We start from the raw sequence: 19,501 nt of genomic DNA on the forward strand, positions 1-19,501 counted from the left end.
CGCGGTCACCGCCGGACTCACTCTGCCCTACAGTTCCGGCGCCGTCGAAGGCCAGGCCAGGCGCAGGAATCCGCGGAAGTGGGAAGCCTTGCGGTCGTAGCGGCGGACCAGACGCCGGAACCGGGTGACCCACTCCAGGCAACGCTCAATGACGTAGCGATGCCGGCCGAGCCGGGGCGAGGACTCGATACCCTTACGCGCGATCCGGGCCTTGAGCAGCCTGCCGTCATCCCGCACGCTGAGCTGGAAGGCCGATCGTCAAAGTTTGCTCCGCCGCCTGTTTCCATCTGAGTCCTCCGCCATCGGGCTGACCAGGACACCAGTTCCCGCGTCGATACGCCCTCCACGCCGCGACCGCCCCCGTGGCGGCGCGACGTGGAGGTTGTGTGCGATGCACGGTTCTATGCTATACAGACTAGGTGAGATCGAGTCAACTACTCAAGGGCGTGCTGGACATCGCCGTCATGGCCGCGCTGTCACGTCGCGAGTTGTACGGCCTCGAGCTGCTGGAACGCCTGCGGGGCGAAGGCCTCACACCGTTGGGCGACCCATCCGTCTACGGGGTGCTACGCCGCCTCGAGCAGGACGGGCTGGTCACCGCCCGGCTGGAGCCGTCGGCCAGCGGCCCCGCCCGCAAGTACTACAGCATCACCCCGAAAGGCCGAGCCGACCTGGACGCCGCCGACGCAGAGTGGTCACGGCTCGCCCGCGTCGTCAACCGACTCCTGGAGATGAGGAATGAACGTGAGCAGCGCTGAGCCATCCGCCGCATCTGCCGGCGAAGACCCATCCGTGTCATCGGAAGCCATCCGGAACTACGTCATAGCGGTGGACGACCTCCTGCTGGACGTGCCGTGGCGTCGTCGGCGTGAGCTCATCGCCGACCTGCAGGAACACCTCCGGGAACATCCTGACCAGATCACTGTCGAGCAGCCCCAGGACTACGCGGCCGAACTGCGCGCCGCGGCTGGAGCCGTTCCCGGCGGGTTCCTGTCCGGGTTCCGGTCGGCATCCTGGCCCACGCCGCTGGAGTGGTGGGAGTCGGTCCTGCGCGGCGCGGCTCTCATCTTGCTGGCGCTGCTGGGGTACAAGATCCTGGACTACCTGTCCTACTTCGTCGTCGGAGATGCTTCATCACAGGGCCCGTGGCCCGGCGCGATCGACTCCGCGCTGCAGACGCTGTACCCAGTACCTGCCTTCCGCGGCTCCACCGGGACCGGGCTGTTGATCTATGCCCCGTTGGCCGTCCTCGTCGGGCAGCTGACCACCGCCGCGGTGCTGCTGCGCGCACCACAACGACGTCCGATGCTGCGAATCTTGTCGTACATCAGCCTTGGCGTTGTCCTGGTACTGCTCGGATACGGAGCCATACGATCGATTGGCTGATACCTAGGCGCCCTGAACCGTCACCTCGGCGCCGGTGCACCCTCGGATGCGGTGATTCGCCCTGCAGGCTCGGGCCGAACAGTCCGCGACGGGCGCACTCTCTTGCCGCCGACCGGGCGCTACAGAGTCACGGTCCTGCTACGTCGGACAGCACACGCTCGTGCTGAAGAGAGTGCGTTCCCGATGCGCGCAGAAGGTGATGGACGGCAGCTTCTATCGCAACGTTCGTTCTCGCCGCTCTCGAGTGAGAGCTTTCGGGCGGACGCCTCCCAGCGAAGAGGCGGGGGAGATCGTGTGGAGGTTCTGCGCCGCGCCTTCCGAAGCGGCGGCCCGCGGGCACAAGATCCCCCCATGAACTACCGTCAACATCTCGTGACGTTCGAGGAGCACGCCCGCAGCCAGGCGGTGCGCACCGAACCGCAGCCGCTCGGCGGGCACCTCCACCGGGCACTGATCCGTAGTATCCAGCGATTCCAAGCCGGCGAGGACGGCGACGGGACCGGCCTGATCGCGGCGGCGACACGGGCCGGCGATCCGGTCTACCTGGCCGCAGTCCGGCTCTTCGTGGCCGAGGAGCAGAGCCACGCGGCCCGGCTGGCGAACGTGTTGCGCTACGCCGGCGCGGCCCCGATCAGCGGGCACTGGACCGACACCGTCTTCGTCCTCGTACGCCGCGGTGGCGGCCTTCGGCTGGAGCTGCTGACGCTGATGCTGGCCGAAGTAGTGGCGTTGCGCTACTACCGGGCGCTCCGCGACGGGTCCGGCGACGCCTACGTGGCCGATGTGGCCGCCCGGATCCTCGCCGACGAGAAACGGCATGTGCCGTTCCACCTCGATCGCCTGCGTCAGAGCTTCGCCCGGACACCGCTCGCCGGTCGGGTCGCCGCAGCCGGGGGGTGGGGGGTACTGATGCTCGGAGCGGTACTCGTGGTCGCCCTCGACCATGGAAGTGCGCTGCGGGTTCTGGGCGTGACCCGGCGGCGGTTCATCATCGACGTGCTGCGCCTGTTTCGCCCGATGGCCGCATCGGTCTTCCGGCAGCGGGCAACCGCAGCCGGCCAAGGTCTTCGTCCGGCATCAGGTGCCATTCATTCTTCCGGTACGGCAGCCGCCGTTCGTGATTTGACTTCGGGTTCTGCGGGAACAAAGACGGCCACCCCATGGTAACGGCCTCCGCCGGAGGCCGGCGCGCGCTCGTGCCGATGAGCGTGCGTTTGCCGGCTCGGTGCCTGAAGGTGCGTCGTGCCTACGTCTGATGGAACCTGGCCGTCTTGACCGAGTCGTGGAAGGAACGTCCGTACCTTGTCCTTGGTGAAACTCGGATTCCACGGCGCTGGAAGCGGCCGTTATGGCATGTCGGCGTATCGGGGAGGCGGGATGTAGGGCTGCCACCATGCGACATACGTTCCGACCCCGGCCACGATGGACATCAGCGCTCCCACGACCACGCCCAGCCATGATCCCTGGTTCCGGGGGTTGCGCACGTTGATACAGGCGTTCCCGCTGGGATGATGGACCGTTACCGGGTGGCCCGCACGCAAGCTCGTCGCTCCCTGCGACCAGTACAAATCTGACTCGCACCGCTGCCCGTCGCGGGCGGTGAAGCGAACCCTGAGAAAGGCACGGTGGCCGCGGTTCTCCACCCTCACGACCTCGGCATCCGCGTTCGAGCCGCGGGAGTCCCTGACCGTGGACCACGAGAATGCCACGGTCACACAGGCGGTCAGAAGGAGGAAGAACGTCCAGAAGACTCGCAGCCGGGTCACGCGTGACTTCAGCACACAAGGATCCTAGGAACCGCCGTCAACGGGCTTCTTCGTGCAAGCACCTACGTGAGCGGTGCGGGTACGCTGATTCACCATGATCGACCCGTTGCCGTCGCCTCTTTCGGCCGAGCGTGTACTGGAGATCGCAGCGCCGATGCTTGCCGAGGTGGGTGGCACGTGGCGGCTGGCTGATGGGCCGATGCTGAGATCGGGGTCGTTGGGCGTTCGGGTTCTTCCCGCGGACAGCGACGATTACCGGCACCTTGACCTGGAGATCCTGCTGAACGCGGACCGGCTGGATGTGCCAACGATCGTCGACTGCACGGTCGGCATCGCGACTGATCCGGTCGAGGCGGCCCGTCAGGCGATCCAGGCGTGGATTGACACCTGCCTGGTGACGGTACTCGAGATGGTTCAGCAGCAAGGACGACTAGCAGGTCACTTCAGGTCCGGCGAGCAGGGCGGTTTCAGCGGGTGGCACGCCATCGTCGGCAGTGTCACCGGGTGGTCCGTCGACGGATCGCAGGACAAGCAACAGTGGTTCGCCGAAGCGATGCCCTGGTCGACCCTGGCGCCCGTCATCACTGCCGGACTCGACCGACCACATCTCAACGGCATCCGCATGCTGGTTGGTCAGGGCGGTGACTTCACTGAGTGCGAGGTCCGGATCAACGGCCAGAAGCACGAACCGTCCGCGGCGGCACTGGCCGCGCTGGATTGGCCACGTACCAGCCAGTTTGGGCTGGCACGCGTGTTCGTCCTCCTGGTCGGCCCCGACTAAGCGGATGCCTTCACATGCCGCCGATAAGCGCACTGAGCGCTCGTCGTGTGAAGTGACGTGCCGGGGCGACTGCCATCGCTCGGGGAGAACCTCACGAAGTCGAACCGTCACGATCGCCGACGAGGTGATCCACTTCCGCAAGATCTCGGAATGTAGTACCGGGACCCCTCCCGGCGGGTCGGCCATACAGTCCTCTGGTCGATCACGAACCGGTTCCGTTGTGGCCGGTCAGCTAAATCGGAGGGATTTCCATGACAGGCAAAAACGGCCTCAAGAAGCTGCTCATTGGCGCGACGGTCGTCGCGGGCCTCGTCGGCGGGGCCGCCGCACCGGCCGCGGCGTCGGCAGCCGCCCCGGAGGACGTGCAGGCGAGGGCGTGCGGCTTCTGGGTCAACAGCCGGGCCTGGGCGTTCTACACCCACTGCACGGGCAGTGTGTACACGGTCGTGCAGGTGAAAGTCGTGACCAGGACCGGCCCCGGCTCCCTCATCTGTGTCCGGCCCGGCACTGTCGGACTCGGCCCGGCCAGCGTGGTGAGCAACGCCTACTACACGGGCAGGCTTTGCTGAACAGTCGGTGTCGTGGGGTGCGTCGCGTGTCGGCGCACCCCGCCCAGGCGCCATGTGCCAGAGAGTTCCGCTCTGGCACATGGCGCCGTTGGTATATGTACTCGTTCTCCTCTTGAGTGACATTGCGGAACATCGCGCCGCCACAACCGTCCCCGGCAACCTGCTTGCCTGGGCCTTCCTCAGCGGATTCTTCGCCCCGGGAGCATTCAGTTCGACGTTCGCGACCCCGTCTCGCTCTTCTCTGGGCCCGGTTTCTTTCGGATGGTCCTGTGGATTCGGGTCGTTACACTCTCGGGTCTAATGCGTGTGCTCGCCAAGATTCTGATAAAAGCACGCCCCGCGTACACGCTGAAGTGGATTGCGGCAGGTCTCGCGCTGGTCGGATTCGGTGTCCCGATCCCCGCCGGCAGCGCGTGCAAGTCGTCGATCATGGGGTCCAGGTGTAGGGCGTGCATTTGGGCGGCGGAGCGGGTCAGCCGGTTGCGCAACTCCCACTCCCGGTCGCCCTTGCGGCCCCGTCGGCCCCGAACCTGGACGGCCACCCGGCGAATTCCGACATCCACACCACGTCGAGGATGTTGACGTCGGCCTTGTGTCCACCGTCCTGTTTCGCGTCGCTCGCCATGAGTTCGTGCTGTTCTTCGGTCCCGCAGGCCGCGGTTCGAACGTGACCTTGTTCCGCGGGGTCGGCGTCTGATGCAGTGGCCGGTCGACGGAGAAACCTTCAGCGGCGAGGGTCTTGAGGGCCGGAAACGTTCTGCACCCGGCGTGCGGCGAAGGGCCGGCTGGTTCCCTGCGGAAGCCTGGAGAGATATTGACTGGATACGATGTGACGAGGCCATGCGGGGAGAGCGAATCGTGCAGACGGAGCGAGTTGTCGCCAACAGGTACCGGCTGGAAGAGCAGATCGGCTCCGGGGGCGGCGGAGTCGTGTGGCGGGCCACCGACGAACGCCTCGGCAGGCCGGTCGCGTTGAAGCGAGCCCTGTCCGGGGACGGGGACCCGCAGCGGTTCCGGCAGTTGGAGCGCGAGGCGAAGCTGCTTGCCCAATTGAACCACCGGCACGTCGTGACGATCTACGACGTGCTGGACGACAACGGTGAGTGCTGGCTGGTCATGGAGTACGTGCCGGCGCGGAGCATGGCCGAGTTGGACGTCGTCGCACCTCGGCAGGCGGCGAAGCTGGGCGCGCAGATCGCCGATGCGCTCGCGGCGGTGCACGCGAAGGGAATCCTGCACCGCGACATCAAGCCCGGCAACGTCCTCATGATCTCCGACGACGAGGTGAAGCTCGCCGACTTCGGCATCTCTCGCGACGCCGCGGGTGACGCGACCGTGACCTGCCCTGGTCTGCTCACCGGGTCACCGGGGTACGTGGCGCCGGAGGTGGCCAACGGTGCCGCGCCCACGGCGGCGTCCGACGTGTTCTCGCTGGCATCCACGCTGTTTGCCGTGGTGGAGGGCGAGTCACCAGTCGGGTCGACGACCGACGACATACGGATGCGCCTTCGACGGGCCGCCAACGGTGCCATCGCCTCGCCGCGCAGGAGTGGCCCGCTCGCGCCGGTGCTGGAGCGGATGCTGCGGGTCGACGCCGGACAACGTCCCACCGCGGCCGAGGCACACGAGATCCTCGCGGACATCGCCGGCGTGCGGGCAACCCGGCGCGCACCCCGCTCGAGGTTCGCTGGGCGCCGCAGGCTTCTCGTGACTGCCGGGGTGCTGGTCGCGGTCGCGGTGGTGGCGAGCTGCATCGTGTTCATCGATGAGCCCGGGACACCGACGGGGCCTGTGCTCGGTGCCGACCAGCGTACCGCCGATCCATGCTCGCTGATCCGTGACGCGGCTCTGGAGCCGTTCGGCAATCCCAACCTGGTCTCGGACGATTCCGGGTTCAACCAGTGCAACGTCATCGTGAAGAAGGACAGGAAGGAGGCGAACCTCCTGGCGTTGATCGACAGCACTCCCGGCGAGCAGTCGCCCGTGCAGGCACAGGACAAGGGGCGGTACCGGCTCGTCGACGAACCGGCGGGTGAGGGGTCCTGCGGGCGCCGGCTGCTGTTACCCGACCGCTACGAGATCCGGATCGAGGTGACCAGGGCCAACCTGATCGACGCCGACGCGTGCGTCATGGCCGACGTCGCCGTCCGGAGTGCCGACGCGGTGATCACCAGAGGACCGATTCCGGAGCGCCGACCCGGCAACCCGACGTTGCGGCCGGACTCCTTCAGCAGGGCGGACGCCTGCAGGGCCAAGGACTCGCCGTCGTTCCCCGATCGGCCCGGGATCGACCGCGGGAACCCGGAGGTCGGCTTCGGCCGCTGGAAGTGCACCTGGACCAGTACCGCCGACGGGATCGTTTACCGGCTGCGCTTCACCCGGGCGAAGCCGTTGGTCAAGTCCAGCGCGACGAAGGTGACGATCGACGGCCGGTATTCCGTGATCTCCTATCCCGGAGACGCACCTGGCGACGACACGTGTGAGGTCGAAGCGCACAACTTCACCTACGTGGACGCATACGGCTATGACAAGGACGAGGTGTTGGAAGCCACTGTTGTCGGCAGGAGCCTGTCGCCGGACGAGCGGTGCCTGCTCACGACCCGGTTGGCCACCGCCTTCTTCCCGCCACGGTAACGCGGGAACCCTCCCGCGGATCCCGGACAGGCTGACGGGTGCGCTGCTCACACGAGGTGCCAGGAGGCGAACATGCCAGAAGAACGGCTGAACGAGCTCCCGGCGAACCACCACAGCCTCGCCCTCGGAGTCCCCATCAGCGTCGCACCCGGCATGCTGCACGTGCTGGCGGCGACCGGCGGCACGACCGTCGGATTTAAGGAGGGGCGGACCGTCCTCTTCGGACGGAGCAGACCGGATGTGCACGTCTGCGTCGGCGAGGACGACCTGCGCATCAGCAGGGAGCACGGGGCGCTCACCTGTCGCGGTGACCGGTGGTGGATCAGCACGCTGGGTCGTCTTCCGTTGCGGCTGCCCGAATCTCGCCTGTTGTTCCGGCAGGACGAGCCGATCCCGTTGCAGACGGGGTACACCCCGCTGTTCGTCCGCGGATCACACGAACGACTGCACCTGCTTGAAGTTCACGTGCAACCCAGGCACGGCAACCGACCACCGGCCGACCACCACGCACCAACCAGGCCTCCGCGCACGTGGCACCTGACCTCCGTGGAGAAGCGCGTGGTCGTCGCGCTCGCCCAGCGGTACCTCCTGCACGAGCGGCACCCGATTCCTCTGTCCTGGCGTCAGGTCGCGGAACACCTCAACGAGATCCGGCCAGACGACAACTGGAACCACAAGAAGGTCGAGCGCGTCGTCACCGAGGTGCGGAACCGGTTGAGCGGCAACGGTGTTTCCGGCCTGACCCGTAAGGAGGTCGGTGAGCCCATCGGGAACACGCTGAACCACAACCTCATCCGCGAACTGATGGAGAGCACCACCCTCGTGCCACCGGACCTGCGCATCCTCGACCACGACAACTGAGACCTCCACGGTGTCACAGCCCGCGAACCTGACACGACCTATCCGGATCTTGAGATGGTCCCGACGGCCATTGGCACCGGCTTCAGGACGGGGCCGGGGTGCGGTCGTCGGGGTCGTTGCTGTGGGTGGGGAAGGTGGCGGTGAAGGTGGTGCCGCCACCGGGGGTGTCGGTGATGGTGAGCCGGCCGTGATGGGTGCGCAGGATCTCGGCGCAGGTGGCCAGTCCGATGCCGTGTCCGGGGGCGTCGTGGCTGAGCCGTACGAACGGCCGGAGGACGTCGTCGCGGTGTTCGGTGGGGATGCCGATGCCGTTGTCGGCGACGCGGAGCCGCCACTGGTCCGCCCCGGCGGCGGCGTCGATGCTGACCTGGCAGGACCGATCGGGATGGCGGAACTTGAGCGCGTTGCTGAGCAGGTTCTGCACGAGTAGCCGGATCTGGGTCGGGTCGGAGTCGACGGTGGGCAGGTCACCGGTGTTTATGGTGGCGTGCGCGCCGGTGATGGTGGTGCGGAGGTCTTCGGTCACCGCGGTCACCAGGCTGGCCAGATCGATCCGGGCTTGTCGGGGCCGGCCGCCGACGCTGGCGTAGGTGAGGAGGTCCTGCAGGATGGTGTCCATCCGCCCCGCCGCCCGGGCGATGGTGTGGGCATCGGCCTCCACCGCGTTGGGGTCGCTGTCATGGGCTTCTTCGGCGAGGATCGTGGCGGTGCCGGTGATGCTCATCAGCGGGCTTCGCAGGTCGTGGGCGACGGTGCCGGCGAAACGGTGCAGCGCCTGATTCGAGCGCTCCAACTCTGCCCGCGTCCGGCCGAGCTCGTCGATCACCTGGTCGCGTTCGGTAAGGCTGGTTTCCAGCTCCTGGGTGTGACGGCGTAACTCCAGGACATCGATCACGAGGGCGGCGAGTTCGTTGAGGCGGGCCTTCTGGTTGGCGGTCAGGGTGCGGGGAGCGGTGTCGAACACGCATAAGGTGCCCAGGACGTGCCGGGAGGGTCCGCGTAGCTGGGTGGCGGCGTAGAACCGTATGGAGGCGAGGACGCCGGTGACGAACGGGTTGTTCGCGAACCGGGGGTCGGTGGACGCGTCGGTCAGGTAGACCGGGCCCGGTTGAACCACGGTGATGGCGCACATGGAGTCCTCGCGGCGGCACGCGTGGGGTTCGAAGCCGATGGCGGCGATCTGCAGCTGCTGGTCCGGGGTGAGGATGTTGATCACCGCGGTCGGCACGTCGCACAGGGTCGCCGCAATGCCGACGATGGCGTCCAGGTCCGCGATGCGGTCACCGTCGAGAACGCCGTAGGCCTCCAGCTCGGCCAGCAGTTCCCGCTCCGGGGCCGCCAGCTGCGCACGAGGAGGACCGTCGGCTTTCGCGCTCACTTCTGACACCCCTCCGTCCTGGCCAGTGCCGGTATCCCGGAAGCGCTGAAGTTTCAGCGTAAGCCCGACTGGGGGCGCGGCAGGCGGCATGTCGGGTACTGGTGTGGTCGGCCCACGGGACAGTGGATGTTGCCGGGGCCTTCGGGTGGTGCGGTATTGGGCGAGGCCGGGTCCGGGGCCGAGATGCATTCGACTTGGTGGAGCAGCCGAGGACCGGGTGCTCGGCCGGGTTGCCTCCCTTGGCGTGCGACCTCTCGTACCTCAAGTTGCCCGCCGCCCGCCGCCCGCCGCCCGGCTCTTCCGGCTGCTCAGTCTCGTGCCCGGCCAGGTTGCCGCGACCGGCGCCACGGCCGCCCTGGCCGGCGCGGCGGACGGCATCGAGGAGGTGCTCGGGACGCTGGCCGACGCCCACCTGGTGGAGCGCCCGGCGCCGGACCGGTACGTGATGCACGACCTGATCGCCCGCCACGCGCGGGAGCGGCTGGCCGCGGACGAGCCGGCCGCGGACCGGTCGGCAGCGGTGACCCGGCCGCTGGACTGGTATCTGGCGGCCTTCCACGCCGCGCACGCGATCCTCGCGCCGTACCGGACGACGCCAAGCTCATCGACGCCGCGGCACGCTGCCGTCCTGGCCAGATCACCGCGGTCGAGGCGGCCAGCAAGCTGACGCTCAAGTCCCTGGCCACCCGGTATCAACAGCTCACGGCTGGGATCACCACGCTCGACGTCGAGATCGAGCGGCTCGCCCAGCAGGCGGCGCCGCAGCTCATGGCGATCAAGGGCATCGGGGCCGACACTGCCGGGGCATTGCTGGCCGCAGCCGGTGACAACCCCGAACGGCTGCACAGCGAGTCCGCGTTCGCACACCTATGCGGGGTCGCGCCGATCCCAGCGTCGTCCGGCAAGACCAACCGGCACCGACTCAACCGCGGCGGTAATCGTGACGCCAACCGCCCTCTCTAGGTCTTGGTGCTGGGCCGACTCAGCTACGACGAACGCACCCGCGAGTACGCAGCCCGGCGTACCGCCGAAGGCAAAACCAAACGCGAGATCATCCGCTGCATCAAGGGCTACCTCGCCCGCGAAATCTTTCACGCCCTCATCGCTGACGGACAGGCCTGCGTGCGTTCAGCCGGAGCGTCGGACCTTGCGCATGAGCATCGCTCACACCCCGTACTCGGACCCGACATCACCGGTGATCGCCCCGGCGGCAGAGCCCATGAACAGGGCGTTCGCGCAGTCCGGGCAAACCTCGCGTCCTGTGATCGTCTCCTCGAACGGCTCGCGGACACTGCGACCGCAGTCAGGGCAGTCCCGGCCTGAAAGCCCCATTTCTACCCACGCCCTGTGCTGGCCGCCCGGCCCGCGCGCCGTCGTCGCTCGGCCACGAGGATGGCCACACAAACGGGGATCATGGCGGCCGCACCTACCAGGGCCTTTACCGCCGTGGGGCCTTCCCAAGCGAACCCCAAGACCGTGACCGCTAGCAGGGTCAGCAGGTACGCAACGTTCAGGTGACGCGGCATGCAACCACCGTAGCAAGCGTGAGCATCGATGAAGGCGTACTGATGTATCGAATCGAATCTCCGGCGGACTTGACGCATATGAGCATCGATTGACCTGGTCAGTGCGGATGCCGCGGTGGTCACCAAGGTGGCCGAGCCCGGTACGTGACAGCGGGTCGCGCTGTCCGGCATGGGCAGCGGGGACGCTGCTGCCCCGTGAGGTGATCGCCCACCGACGCAGGGGTGGACAGCTGAACAAGGAGTAGGGTCGAGGCGGCCGCCCGCGACGGTATGCGCCGTGTTTGACCCAGACCCTGTTGCCCACCTCGCAGAAGGTCCCCGCGGATCAGAGCACTACTAACGCGATGGGCGATTGTCTACGCCACCGACCGGCGGTGGAGCAGCGGGTGGTGGTGGCGATCAGTGCGTCGATGGCCACCGCGATCCTGTTCCTGGCTGCTCCGAACCGCTACTCGGTGGGCTACTACGCGGCCCGGGTCACGCTGCTGGTCTCCTCCGGGGTCGTGCTGCTGGTACTGCTCGCCGAAACGGCGAAGCTCTACCGCAGGCTCGCGGCAGCCCACCAGGACCTCGACCGGGCGCACCGTGAGCTGAGCCGCCGGGCCGACCACCTGAGCGCCGCCAACCTGGAGCTGCAAGCCGCGCTGGCACATCGCGCCGACCTGCTCGACCAGCGCATCCGGCTGACCGGCGAACTGGCTCCATCGGCCAGCACCTGCTGGAGCTGATCAACGCGGTCCTTGAGCTCGCCAAAGCAGAGGCCGGCAAGCTGCGCCTGCACCGCCGGGCAGTCCCGCTGCGGGCGGTCGCGACGGAGGTGGCCGGCGCCCTCGCACCTCTAGCGCACAGTAAGAGCCTGGACCTCGGGGTGTCGGTGCCCGACCTCTTGGTGGAAGCCCGGCCCGAGAACTCCGCCAGCATGATCACCCTGGCGATGATCGACAACCTCGCCAAACGGCTCACCGCCGAAACCACCCCAACCTGGCGATACAGCTAAAGTCACATAACTCACTAACTACACCAATCAGACGTCCTCTAAGCAAGGCGTTCACCGAGTTCGCCCGCGTACATCAGACGACGGTTCCAGCGGCCGCGATCATCGCCAGCCTTGGCAGCAATCTGCGAACCCAACTGGTCATCTGGCTATACGACCATGCTGGACGTACCGCCGATTACGGCTGGGAACACCTGCACCAGAGGTTCGGTGAGTCACGCCGAGAACCTGCGGGCGCCGACGGTCGGGACCACCTCCAGTCGGCGTTCATTGACGCGCTCCACCAGGTTTGCGGCACGGTCGCTGGCATTCGGTTCACCGTCGACTTCTCGGCTCTGCGCTTCCAAGGCTGACCTCGTTCAACGTCGGGCCGGCAGAGCCCACGACCTGGGGCAGGCACAGGTGGACGGTGAGACTTGATGCTGGGCCCGGTCGGTCTCGAGGCGGTCTCCGTGAAGATCTGTTTCCTGCTGTTTCGCATCGTTGCGCCAGCTGGAGGGCATTGCGTTGGCCGCCGTACCGTCTCTTCGCATCCTTCGTCAAGCTGCCCGTAGCCGTACCCGGACTTCGCCTTTGAAAAGGGTGTTGAACGTCAACAGCCGCAGCGAAGTCACCTCGATGATCCGATCAGATCTCCATGTTCAGGCCGGTCTCCGGGTCGAGGCCCATGATTTCGCGGGACCGTCTGATGTACTCCCAGTCCGCCTCGGAGGACGCATCGACGTCGACGTGGTGCAGGTTGTAGCCGGAATCCGGCGCATGCCGCTCCGGGCGGAACGGCGTCGTCGAGGCATGCTTGCGCTCCCAGTCCGCATGCCAGGACCCGACCGCACGCAGTCGCTCCTCCTGCGTCGGTGGCGGCGGCTGCCCCGGCACGTTCGTCTCCTGCACCCGAGCCGCGCCGTCAGCTGTGGCCGCCAACTCCAACAGCCGCCGGGCACGCTCGATCACGCTCGGCGCCGGCATCTCCGGCAGGAAGAAGTGCCGCGACTCGATGTGGCAGTAGAACCGATCCTCCGGGTGCGCCCCGGTGGCCAATACCTCCTGGGCGATCGACTCCGGCCACACCCACATCCCGTCGGTGCGGAACCCCGGCACCACCAGCGGCGCCTGAGCCAGAAACGCGACCACCTCGGCCTGCGCCTCCGCATCCAACGCACCGAACGCCGTCCCGGTGCCCGGCCGCGCCAGCCGCAACAGGAAATCGCCCGCCTGCTGCCGGTCCAGCGCACGCCGGATCGCCCCGTAGTGCGACCGCAAGGTTTTCGCCGTCGCCGCCGGGAGCCGGTGGGACATCCGCTTCAATGTTCCCGGCAGTTCACCCCGCTCGGTGCGGGCCAGCATGTCCGACGGCCGCCACACCCCGTCCCGCCCGAGCAGCTCGTCCACCGAGCCGGCGGCGGAGACGACCCGGCGCAACACCCAGGACGCATCGGCCACTGTCTCACCGGGACGCAGGCGAGCGAAATGCGTCGTGTCGACACCGGGGGATGTCTCCACAGTCACCCCGGGACCCTACCTGTCCGATACCCGGCCCGTGGGGGCCTGCCAGAGCAGCGCCGACCCGGCGAGCGCTGCCTGGTGATAGGGCGGCAGGCTCTCTCCTGCCCAGAAGACCTCGATCTGTGGGGCGGCCGCGCCCGGCCGTTCCAGGTCGCGCCGGACCTGCCCCGCGACGTCCCAGGCGGCGGCGTACGGCACAACCTCGACCAGGATCACCCGCACCCCGTCCGCGTACGAGTCGCCCGGCGCGAACCGCCAGGCCCGAGAGGTCGACAGCACGTCCTCGACGAGACGCGACGCGCCCACCTGCGACCGGTCCCGGATGTCGGTCAACCGCGTCGCCAGGTCACCGAGGGCGGCCAGAGCGGGCGGCAACTCCCACAGGTTGTCGCCGGGACGACCGGTCAGATCCAGCCGTGGCGGGATCCGCGCGGCGTCCGTCGCCAGCACCTCGGCCGGCGCCGGGAAGAACCGGTGGCCGGTGACCGGGACCTCGTCCACGATCCGCACCCGGTCGACGGCGACCGGGTCCCGGCCGAAGAAGGCAAGCACGATCTCGCGGATCAGCGCCACGTCCCCGGCGGTCAACGGCTCGCCGAACTCCACCATCGAGCCCATCACCGCGTCCGGAACCTGCGGCAGGTCACCGCCGGCGAGCATCCGCCGCATCTCGTCCAGCCACTCGTCCGGCACCCGGCCGGCCAGCCTCAGCAGCAACCGATGCAGCCCACTGAAGAACCGCCACCCCTGCTCACCCAACTCAACCCGTGCGTCGGCCATCTCAGACCTTCCCCTCCCGCCGATGATCAGATGCGTCCACCCTTCCGTCAGCACTCTCGGAAGCGGGGTATCGGGCACCCTGCATTCGACCGCATCCTGGACATCTCGAAGAAACTCCGCCGCTCATGCATCTTCGATCCGGTCACAGCCGAGGTATTCGAGGAAGTTCTCCTGCTCCTGCTCCGGCAAGGCGGCGAACGAACCGTAAGCCACCCGCCGAGCGTGGGCCGTCTGTGTCTGAAGCAGTGCGACGATCGCGGCCCAGGCCATCGACACCAGGTGGAAGCGGTCTTCGCGAAGCGCGGAGAGGGTCGTCAACTGGCCGAGGATGGTCGCAGCATCCTCGCCAGCGGCCGCCCTGTCCGCCAATTCATAGACGGCTCTGCCGCGGAACCGGTTACTGTCACGAGCGAGCCGAGCCAATTCGACATTGCTCATCTCGCCTACCGTTGGTAAAGGCCGTTCCGGCAGCACAGGGAAGCTCATAGGTCCCCTTCTCGATGGCGTCATTCTATTCTGGTTCCGTCAGTTGCCGTCCGGGCCCATGACGTAACCGAACTGGGCGAGTGAGCCGGCCCGATCGATCTCGTCGAGGGTGCCGGTGGCAAAGCTGGCCATCGGCGGGTTGCCGGCCCGGGCGCGCCAGCGGCGCATGGAGACCGACAGGTACTCGAGGTCCACCTCGCCGTTCTCGGTGTGGAAACCGCCGTCGCGTTCGAAAAGCAGGACCAGCGGCTCGAACGGGTCGTCCAAATCGGCGGGCAAGACGAAGCCCGTGCGACGCAGGGCCGCCCAGTGCAGGATGTACGGCGTTACATGGTCGACATCCCAGCCGCCGTCCACCTTGGCGAGCAACCCGTCGATCGCAGCCTGGTCGGCGCGGACACCCGGGTCGACGCAGGCGGCGATGTCGAAGAACGGGACGGGAGTGTCGCACTGGTAGGCGTCCGCCCACAGTGCGGCTCGGCGGAAGTACTCCTTCAGCAGCGCCGCCTTCGACCAGCAGCGGTGCCCGTGGCGTTCCCAGTTGATCGCGCTCAGGCGATCGACCATCGCGCGTACGGCGTCGTCGGATGTCATCGTCCCAATCCTCGCAGAGCGGTCCAGACGATCTCGTCCAGGTTCGAGAGGTCGCGGCGCTCTGCCGTGTGCACGGGCGCGCCAAGAGCGCCGCGCAGTTCATCCCCGGCTGGCCATACTCCTTCGTTGCGGCTCTGGAACCCGGACGCACCTCCTGGACAGCGATGCTGGACTTGGTACGTCTCGGCCCCGCCGACGACTCCACAGCGGTCACCGCGAGCCAGTTACGTGACGTGATCGACCGGCTGATCGCCTGCGGCCAGCAGAAACCCGGCGACCCGAACATCCTGATCGTCTGCGATGCCGGCTATGACGTGACCCGGCTGGCCTGGGTGCTAAGTGATCTGCCGGTCGAGGTGGCCGGGCGCATCCGCGCCGACCGGGTCCTGCGACTACCAGCCCCGCCCCAGGAACACCACCCGTACGGCGGCCGGCCACCCAAGCACGGCGGCGAGTTCGACCTGAAGAACCCCGCCACCTGGCCCGACTCGACTGTCACCACGATCAACGAGACGACCAGCTACGGAAAAGCCGAAACCCGAGCCTGGGACCGGCTGCACCCGCGACTGACCCACCGCGCCGCCTGGCTCGATCACGAGGGCACGCTACCGATCGTCGAGGGCACCCTCATCCGGCTGAAGGTCGAATACCTGCCCGGTAACCGCGACGCGCCACCCATGTGGCTGTGGTGGTCGGGCACCGGCGCGGATCCTCAGGATGTGGACCGAATCTGGCAGGCATACCTACGACGCTTCGATCTGGAGCACACGTTCCGCCTGTTCAAGCAGACGCTCGGCTGGACCAGGCCGAAGCTACGCGACCCGCGGGCAGTCGACCGCTGGACATGGATCATGATCGCCGCCCACATCCCACTACGACTGGCCCGACCCCTGGCCAGCGATCTACGCCGCCCATGGGAACTACCGGCACCGCCCGAGCGGCTCACCCCAGCCCGGGTCAGGCAAGGGTTTCGGAACCTGCGCCCGACATCGGCTCTACCAGCCGCAGCACCGAAACCCGCGCGCCCCGGCCCCGGACGGCCGCGGGGATCGAAGAACCACAGCCGCGCGACCCGCTACGACGTGGGCAAAACCGTCAAACGCGAAACCTCGCCGGGCGGCAAGAGCGACCGGGCCGTCGTCGACGGGCACGACGTCGAGGCCTTCCTGGCCACCGGCCCGAAAGCCCGCCACCGGAGGGCGGCTCACCGTGGCGTCGGGACTCCCGGTTCGGCGTTGCTGAGCTCTCGATGGCGGCGGCTCGCGGTGCGGCGGAAGCGGGACTTGAGGGCCGCGTCCCCGGCCAGGCCGGCGAAGATCGTGGCCGCGGTCTCCGGTTGGCCGCATTTCACCAGCGACTCCGCGGCCGAGATCCGGTGACGGGCCTTGGCGCGTGGGTTGCGGGCCAGCATGGCGAGCGACTCGGCGCCGACAGCGTGGCGGCGCGCGGCGAGCACGCCGGCCGCGTTGAGCCGGTCGTCGATCTTGGCGTCCTCGTCGCCGGCGATCCCTGCCAACGCGGCGACTCCGCGTACCTCATCGAGCTCGATCAGCATGCGGCCGGCCTGGTACCAGAGCGGCGGCCAGGTGTTGCCGCGTAGGCGTTTCCCGACCCACTCCTGCAGGTGCGGGATGACGCGTTCCGCGTCGAGTTCGGCAAGCCGCCAGGCGATGTTGAGGCGATCGTCGTCCCGGAAACAATCCCGCATCATTCGCTCGAGGAGCGTAAGACCGGACTCGTCTCCGGCGTTGACCAGGGCAACCGCGGCCACGGTCCGGCCTCCGATGCTGGTCAGCCGGGGTGCGTCGGCGAGCTCGCGCAGTGCGGTCAGACCCTCCTCCCTGGTGTCGGTGAAGGCCAGCAGCGCCTCGGCGGCCCCGACCCGGGAGTCGTCGATCGCCAAGGCCGCGATGGTCTCCGCCATCGGCACCGAGTTCGGGTCTATCTGGTTGACCGCGTCGAAGTCGATCTGCGACCGGCTCCGGTCGCGTGGGGTGACCACGATGTGCTGTCGAAGTTTCGCCACCGCCCGCTGCTCGACCTCGGCCGGGAGGTACGTGCCGAGCTGTTTCTGCGTCGCCAGGTACATGCAGCCGTCGACGCCCTGTCCGCGGGTCAGTTCGGTCAGGTCGGTGCCGGCCGCGTCGGCGAGCCGGTCGATCAGGAATCCGAAGTAGGAGGTGTTCTCCGGGGCCATGCTGGTCCACATGCGGCGGCCCCAGGCGAACTGGCGGGCGTAGCCGGGGACCGGGCGCCACGGCCAGTGCCGCAGGCGGTGGTCGCCGAGGATGCGGCGCAGCTCCACGAGGCCCCGCCCCGGGTCCGCGCAGATCTCGCAGGCGGCGAGGAACTCCTCGTACGTGGGGTGAGCGAACTCCAGGGTGCCGGCCTCCACCCGCAGCACACCGCTGCGCCGCAGGCAGGCGACGACCGCACGGCGCCACCAGTCGACCGGCACTCCGGCGGGCGGCTCGACCGAATCGTGCTCCAGGGCCACGTCCAGGAACGAACGAACCCGGCCGGCCTCCCGCCGATCGGTGTCGCTGCGGCGCCGCAGCGCCACCCACTGCAGCAGCCGGCGCAGCGCGACCGGGCCCAGGGTTCCCAGCCGCTGGATCCGCTGCTCCACCTCGGGGCCGTGCCAGGCCGGCGACTGGCCGGTCTCCGAGCGGTCGCCGACATGATCGCGCGGACTCGTGGCGGTGTACGGCGTGGTGGCCATCAGCCGGATCATGAACTGGTCGTAGATCGCCCCGCGCGTACGTGCCGGCGGGGCCTCCGGATCGTCCAAATACTGCCGGCACAGGATCGAGCCGATCAGCGGGATCCGGGCCAGGTCGCCGAGCCCGGCGTCGCCGACCGCGGTCATCAGCCCGTCCGCCCGGTCGTCGCCGAGCCAGTCGGCCGCCAGCCGCCGGACGTCCGCGGTCTCGAAGCGCAGCAGCTCGAAGAAGTGCGCCCGCTCACCCGCGAAGATCTGCGACTCGTCACGCGACAGGTGCCGGGTGGCGACGACGAGCCGATGGGTATCCGGCCGCTCGGCGATCCAGCGCACCACGGCGTGCAGCACGCGCCGGCGGGACTGCACGTTGGTGATCTCGTCCAGGCCGTCGAGCAGCACGAGCCATCGTCTGCCCGGCGCCGGTGGATCGCGGAAGAAGGACGAGGGCAACTCCAGCGCGTACGACAACGCGCGCGCCGCCGCACCCGCCACGTCCTCAGGAGTGCCGCTGAGTGCCGTCGCCGGGATCACCACCGGTAGCGGCTCGGCCCGGTCCCCGTCCGCCCACCGTGCGGCCACGTCGCGCTCGTGCAGGCGAAGAAGCTCCGACTTACCGCCCCCGGGCTCGCCGAGCACGGCCACGAGAGGCTCGGACATGAAGACGTCCGTCGCCGGGCGGGCCGTCGAGCGGGGTGCCGAGTTGCCGTCATTCCAGCTCACCACGGACTGCGGGACGTACGGGACGGTGACCTCGGACGGACGGCGGGCGACGGCGAGATAGGCGGCGAATTCGCTGGTCCCGGCCGCGCGGTCGCGGGCGAGGCAGGCGAGGCCCTCGTCGATCTCGTCGCCCTCGGCGTGGAAGGCGACGAGCAGGTCCCTGGCGAACTTCTCGGTGTCCGGGTCTGCCGTACCCCGGAGAAGGGCTGCGATCTTGTTCTTGTTGCTCTGGGTCCGCTCGGCGACAGACCGAAGGCTGTGGCAGCCCGTCCTTCCGGGCGAGCAGCGGCTGTCCATTGCGGCCAGTGCGCTGAGAAACCTGGAGTACTCGGTGGTCATCGTCACCCTCCCACTGTCCCGCCGCGAGTCCGTCATCGGCTGTCCGCGAACCGATCCGTGCGGTTCAGAGGTAGTGCGGCTGTCCCCGTCGAGGAAAGGACAGCGCGGACGGCCGCGAACCTGTCGGCGCCGTCCGGCGGACGGCAGGCTGATCGGACAACGAACGAAAGGAGAGTGTCATGCCCGACTGGCTCGGTCCGCACCACGTCCTCGGTGGCTTGCTGAACCTGACGGCCTCCGTCATCAACCTGGTGGCGAGCTTCATCAAGGGGCGTAAGCAGCAGTAACCCCCTGCCGAGCGAAAGACGGTGGCGGCGGCCGCGTCACCGTCGGATCGCCCGGCGAAGTCGCCGTCCGTGACGTCGTCCGATGCTATTTCCCTCGGGCGCGGTACGCCCGGCCACCTGCCGAGGGACGACGCCCGTCCCACATCGAGCCGGCCTCTGAGCCGTCCCGCGAGGT

The 19,501-nt window shown here is 68.3% G+C and carries 16 protein-coding genes and 3 pseudogenes; 12 read left to right on the top strand and 7 right to left on the bottom strand.

Going from position 1 to position 19,501, the window contains the following annotated elements:
- Positions 1-27: 27 nt before the first annotated feature.
- A pseudogene (locus QLQ12_RS40085) lies at positions 28-207 on the bottom strand (hypothetical protein); the annotation flags it as partial.
- Positions 208-419: 212 nt separating this feature from the next.
- On the opposite strand from QLQ12_RS40085, the gene QLQ12_RS40090 reads away from it, so the two are divergent.
- The 7 genes from QLQ12_RS40090 (at position 420) to QLQ12_RS40120 (ending at position 7,997) form a co-directional block, all read left to right on the top strand.
- Positions 420-758 (top strand): PadR family transcriptional regulator, encoded by a 339-nt coding sequence (locus QLQ12_RS40090; RefSeq protein ID WP_282766231.1) that lies wholly within the window; start codon positions 420-422, stop codon positions 756-758.
- Positions 745-1,386, top strand: coding sequence for a hypothetical protein (locus QLQ12_RS40095; RefSeq protein WP_282766232.1), 642 nt, complete (start codon positions 745-747; stop codon positions 1,384-1,386). Before QLQ12_RS40090 ends, QLQ12_RS40095 begins: the two co-directional genes overlap by 14 nt.
- Before the next feature lie 351 nt (positions 1,387-1,737).
- Complete coding sequence (locus tag QLQ12_RS40100) at positions 1,738-2,553, top strand: ferritin-like domain-containing protein (RefSeq protein WP_282766233.1); 816 nt, start codon at positions 1,738-1,740, stop codon at positions 2,551-2,553.
- A 693-nt stretch (positions 2,554-3,246) separates the two neighbouring features.
- Positions 3,247-3,933, top strand: a complete 687-nt coding sequence (locus QLQ12_RS40105; protein ID WP_282766234.1) for a DUF6348 family protein — start codon at positions 3,247-3,249, stop codon at positions 3,931-3,933.
- A gap of 251 nt (positions 3,934-4,184) precedes the next feature.
- Positions 4,185-4,502 carry a DUF6355 family natural product biosynthesis protein gene (locus tag QLQ12_RS40110; protein WP_282766235.1) on the top strand — a complete coding sequence of 106 codons (318 nt, stop codon included), beginning with the start codon at positions 4,185-4,187 and terminating at the stop codon, positions 4,500-4,502.
- Positions 4,503-5,360: 858 nt separating this feature from the next.
- Positions 5,361-7,136, top strand: coding sequence for a serine/threonine-protein kinase (locus QLQ12_RS40115; protein WP_282766236.1), 1,776 nt, complete (start codon positions 5,361-5,363; stop codon positions 7,134-7,136).
- A gap of 72 nt (positions 7,137-7,208) precedes the next feature.
- The gene (locus QLQ12_RS40120) at positions 7,209-7,997 is read left to right on the top strand and encodes an FHA domain-containing protein (protein WP_282766237.1); all 789 of its coding nucleotides are present in this window, start codon (positions 7,209-7,211) and stop codon (positions 7,995-7,997) included.
- A gap of 82 nt (positions 7,998-8,079) precedes the next feature.
- On the opposite strand, the gene QLQ12_RS40125 is transcribed toward QLQ12_RS40120, so the two are convergent.
- Complete coding sequence (locus QLQ12_RS40125; RefSeq protein WP_282766238.1) at positions 8,080-9,375, bottom strand: GAF domain-containing sensor histidine kinase; 1,296 nt, start codon at positions 9,373-9,375, stop codon at positions 8,080-8,082.
- A gap of 244 nt (positions 9,376-9,619) precedes the next feature.
- Here QLQ12_RS40125 and QLQ12_RS40130 point away from each other — a divergent pair, with 244 nt between their 5' ends.
- The 4 genes and pseudogenes from QLQ12_RS40130 to QLQ12_RS40140 form a co-directional block, all read left to right on the top strand.
- Positions 9,620-10,042 carry a hypothetical protein gene (locus tag QLQ12_RS40130; protein WP_282766239.1) on the top strand — a complete coding sequence of 141 codons (423 nt, stop codon included), beginning with the start codon at positions 9,620-9,622 and terminating at the stop codon, positions 10,040-10,042.
- Between the two features lie 101 nt (positions 10,043-10,143).
- A complete protein-coding gene (locus tag QLQ12_RS47240) occupies positions 10,144-10,338 on the top strand; it encodes a transposase (RefSeq protein ID WP_407651688.1) in 195 nt (64 codons plus the stop codon).
- Positions 10,339-11,275: 937 nt separating this feature from the next.
- Positions 11,276-11,629, top strand: coding sequence for an MASE4 domain-containing protein (locus tag QLQ12_RS40135; protein WP_282766240.1), 354 nt, complete (start codon positions 11,276-11,278; stop codon positions 11,627-11,629).
- Between the two features lie 164 nt (positions 11,630-11,793).
- Positions 11,794-11,898, top strand: a pseudogene (locus tag QLQ12_RS40140) (IS5 family transposase); the annotation flags it as partial.
- A 624-nt stretch (positions 11,899-12,522) separates the two neighbouring features.
- Here QLQ12_RS40140 and QLQ12_RS40145 read toward each other — a convergent pair.
- The 4 genes from QLQ12_RS40145 to QLQ12_RS40160 form a co-directional block, all read right to left on the bottom strand.
- Positions 12,523-13,401: a hypothetical protein gene (locus QLQ12_RS40145; RefSeq protein ID WP_282766242.1), complete on the bottom strand. Its 879-nt coding sequence runs from the start codon at positions 13,399-13,401 to the stop codon at positions 12,523-12,525.
- Between the two features lie 9 nt (positions 13,402-13,410).
- Positions 13,411-14,178 carry a hypothetical protein gene (locus QLQ12_RS40150; protein ID WP_282766243.1) on the bottom strand — a complete coding sequence of 256 codons (768 nt, stop codon included), beginning with the start codon at positions 14,176-14,178 and terminating at the stop codon, positions 13,411-13,413.
- A gap of 123 nt (positions 14,179-14,301) precedes the next feature.
- Positions 14,302-14,616, bottom strand: coding sequence for a hypothetical protein (locus QLQ12_RS40155; RefSeq protein WP_282766244.1), 315 nt, complete (start codon positions 14,614-14,616; stop codon positions 14,302-14,304).
- 87 nt (positions 14,617-14,703) lie between these two features.
- The gene (locus tag QLQ12_RS40160; protein WP_282766245.1) at positions 14,704-15,258 is read right to left on the bottom strand and encodes a hypothetical protein; all 555 of its coding nucleotides are present in this window, start codon (positions 15,256-15,258) and stop codon (positions 14,704-14,706) included.
- Positions 15,259-15,320: 62 nt separating this feature from the next.
- Between QLQ12_RS40160 and QLQ12_RS40165 the strand changes: the two are divergent.
- Positions 15,321-16,391 (top strand): annotated as a pseudogene (locus tag QLQ12_RS40165) (transposase); the annotation flags it as partial.
- A gap of 71 nt (positions 16,392-16,462) precedes the next feature.
- Here the strand turns inward: QLQ12_RS40165 and QLQ12_RS40170 are convergent.
- Entirely contained in the window at positions 16,463-19,045 is a 2,583-nt protein-coding gene (locus QLQ12_RS40170) for an NACHT domain-containing protein (RefSeq protein ID WP_282766246.1), read from the bottom strand.
- Between the last annotated feature and the right edge of the window lie 456 nt (positions 19,046-19,501).

It is taken from the genome of Actinoplanes sandaracinus (genome assembly GCF_030009775.1).
In the GTDB taxonomy this organism is placed as follows: Bacteria; Actinomycetota; Actinomycetes; order Mycobacteriales; family Micromonosporaceae; genus Actinoplanes; species Actinoplanes sandaracinus.

Coding starts and splice junctions, on each gene's coding strand:
- QLQ12_RS40100 (WP_282766233.1), top strand. CDS start 1,738: ATGAACTACCGTCAACATCTCGTGACGTTCGAGGAGCACGCCCGCAGC.
- QLQ12_RS40110 (WP_282766235.1), top strand. CDS start 4,185: ATGACAGGCAAAAACGGCCTCAAGAAGCTGCTCATTGGCGCGACGGTC.
- QLQ12_RS40150 (WP_282766243.1), bottom strand. CDS start 14,178: ATGGCCGACGCACGGGTTGAGTTGGGTGAGCAGGGGTGGCGGTTCTTC.
- QLQ12_RS40160 (WP_282766245.1), bottom strand. CDS start 15,258: ATGACATCCGACGACGCCGTACGCGCGATGGTCGATCGCCTGAGCGCG.
- QLQ12_RS40155 (WP_282766244.1), bottom strand. CDS start 14,616: ATGAGCAATGTCGAATTGGCTCGGCTCGCTCGTGACAGTAACCGGTTC.
- QLQ12_RS40120 (WP_282766237.1), top strand. CDS start 7,209: ATGCCAGAAGAACGGCTGAACGAGCTCCCGGCGAACCACCACAGCCTC.
- QLQ12_RS47240 (WP_407651688.1), top strand. CDS start 10,144: ATGGCGATCAAGGGCATCGGGGCCGACACTGCCGGGGCATTGCTGGCC.
- QLQ12_RS40105 (WP_282766234.1), top strand. CDS start 3,247: ATGATCGACCCGTTGCCGTCGCCTCTTTCGGCCGAGCGTGTACTGGAG.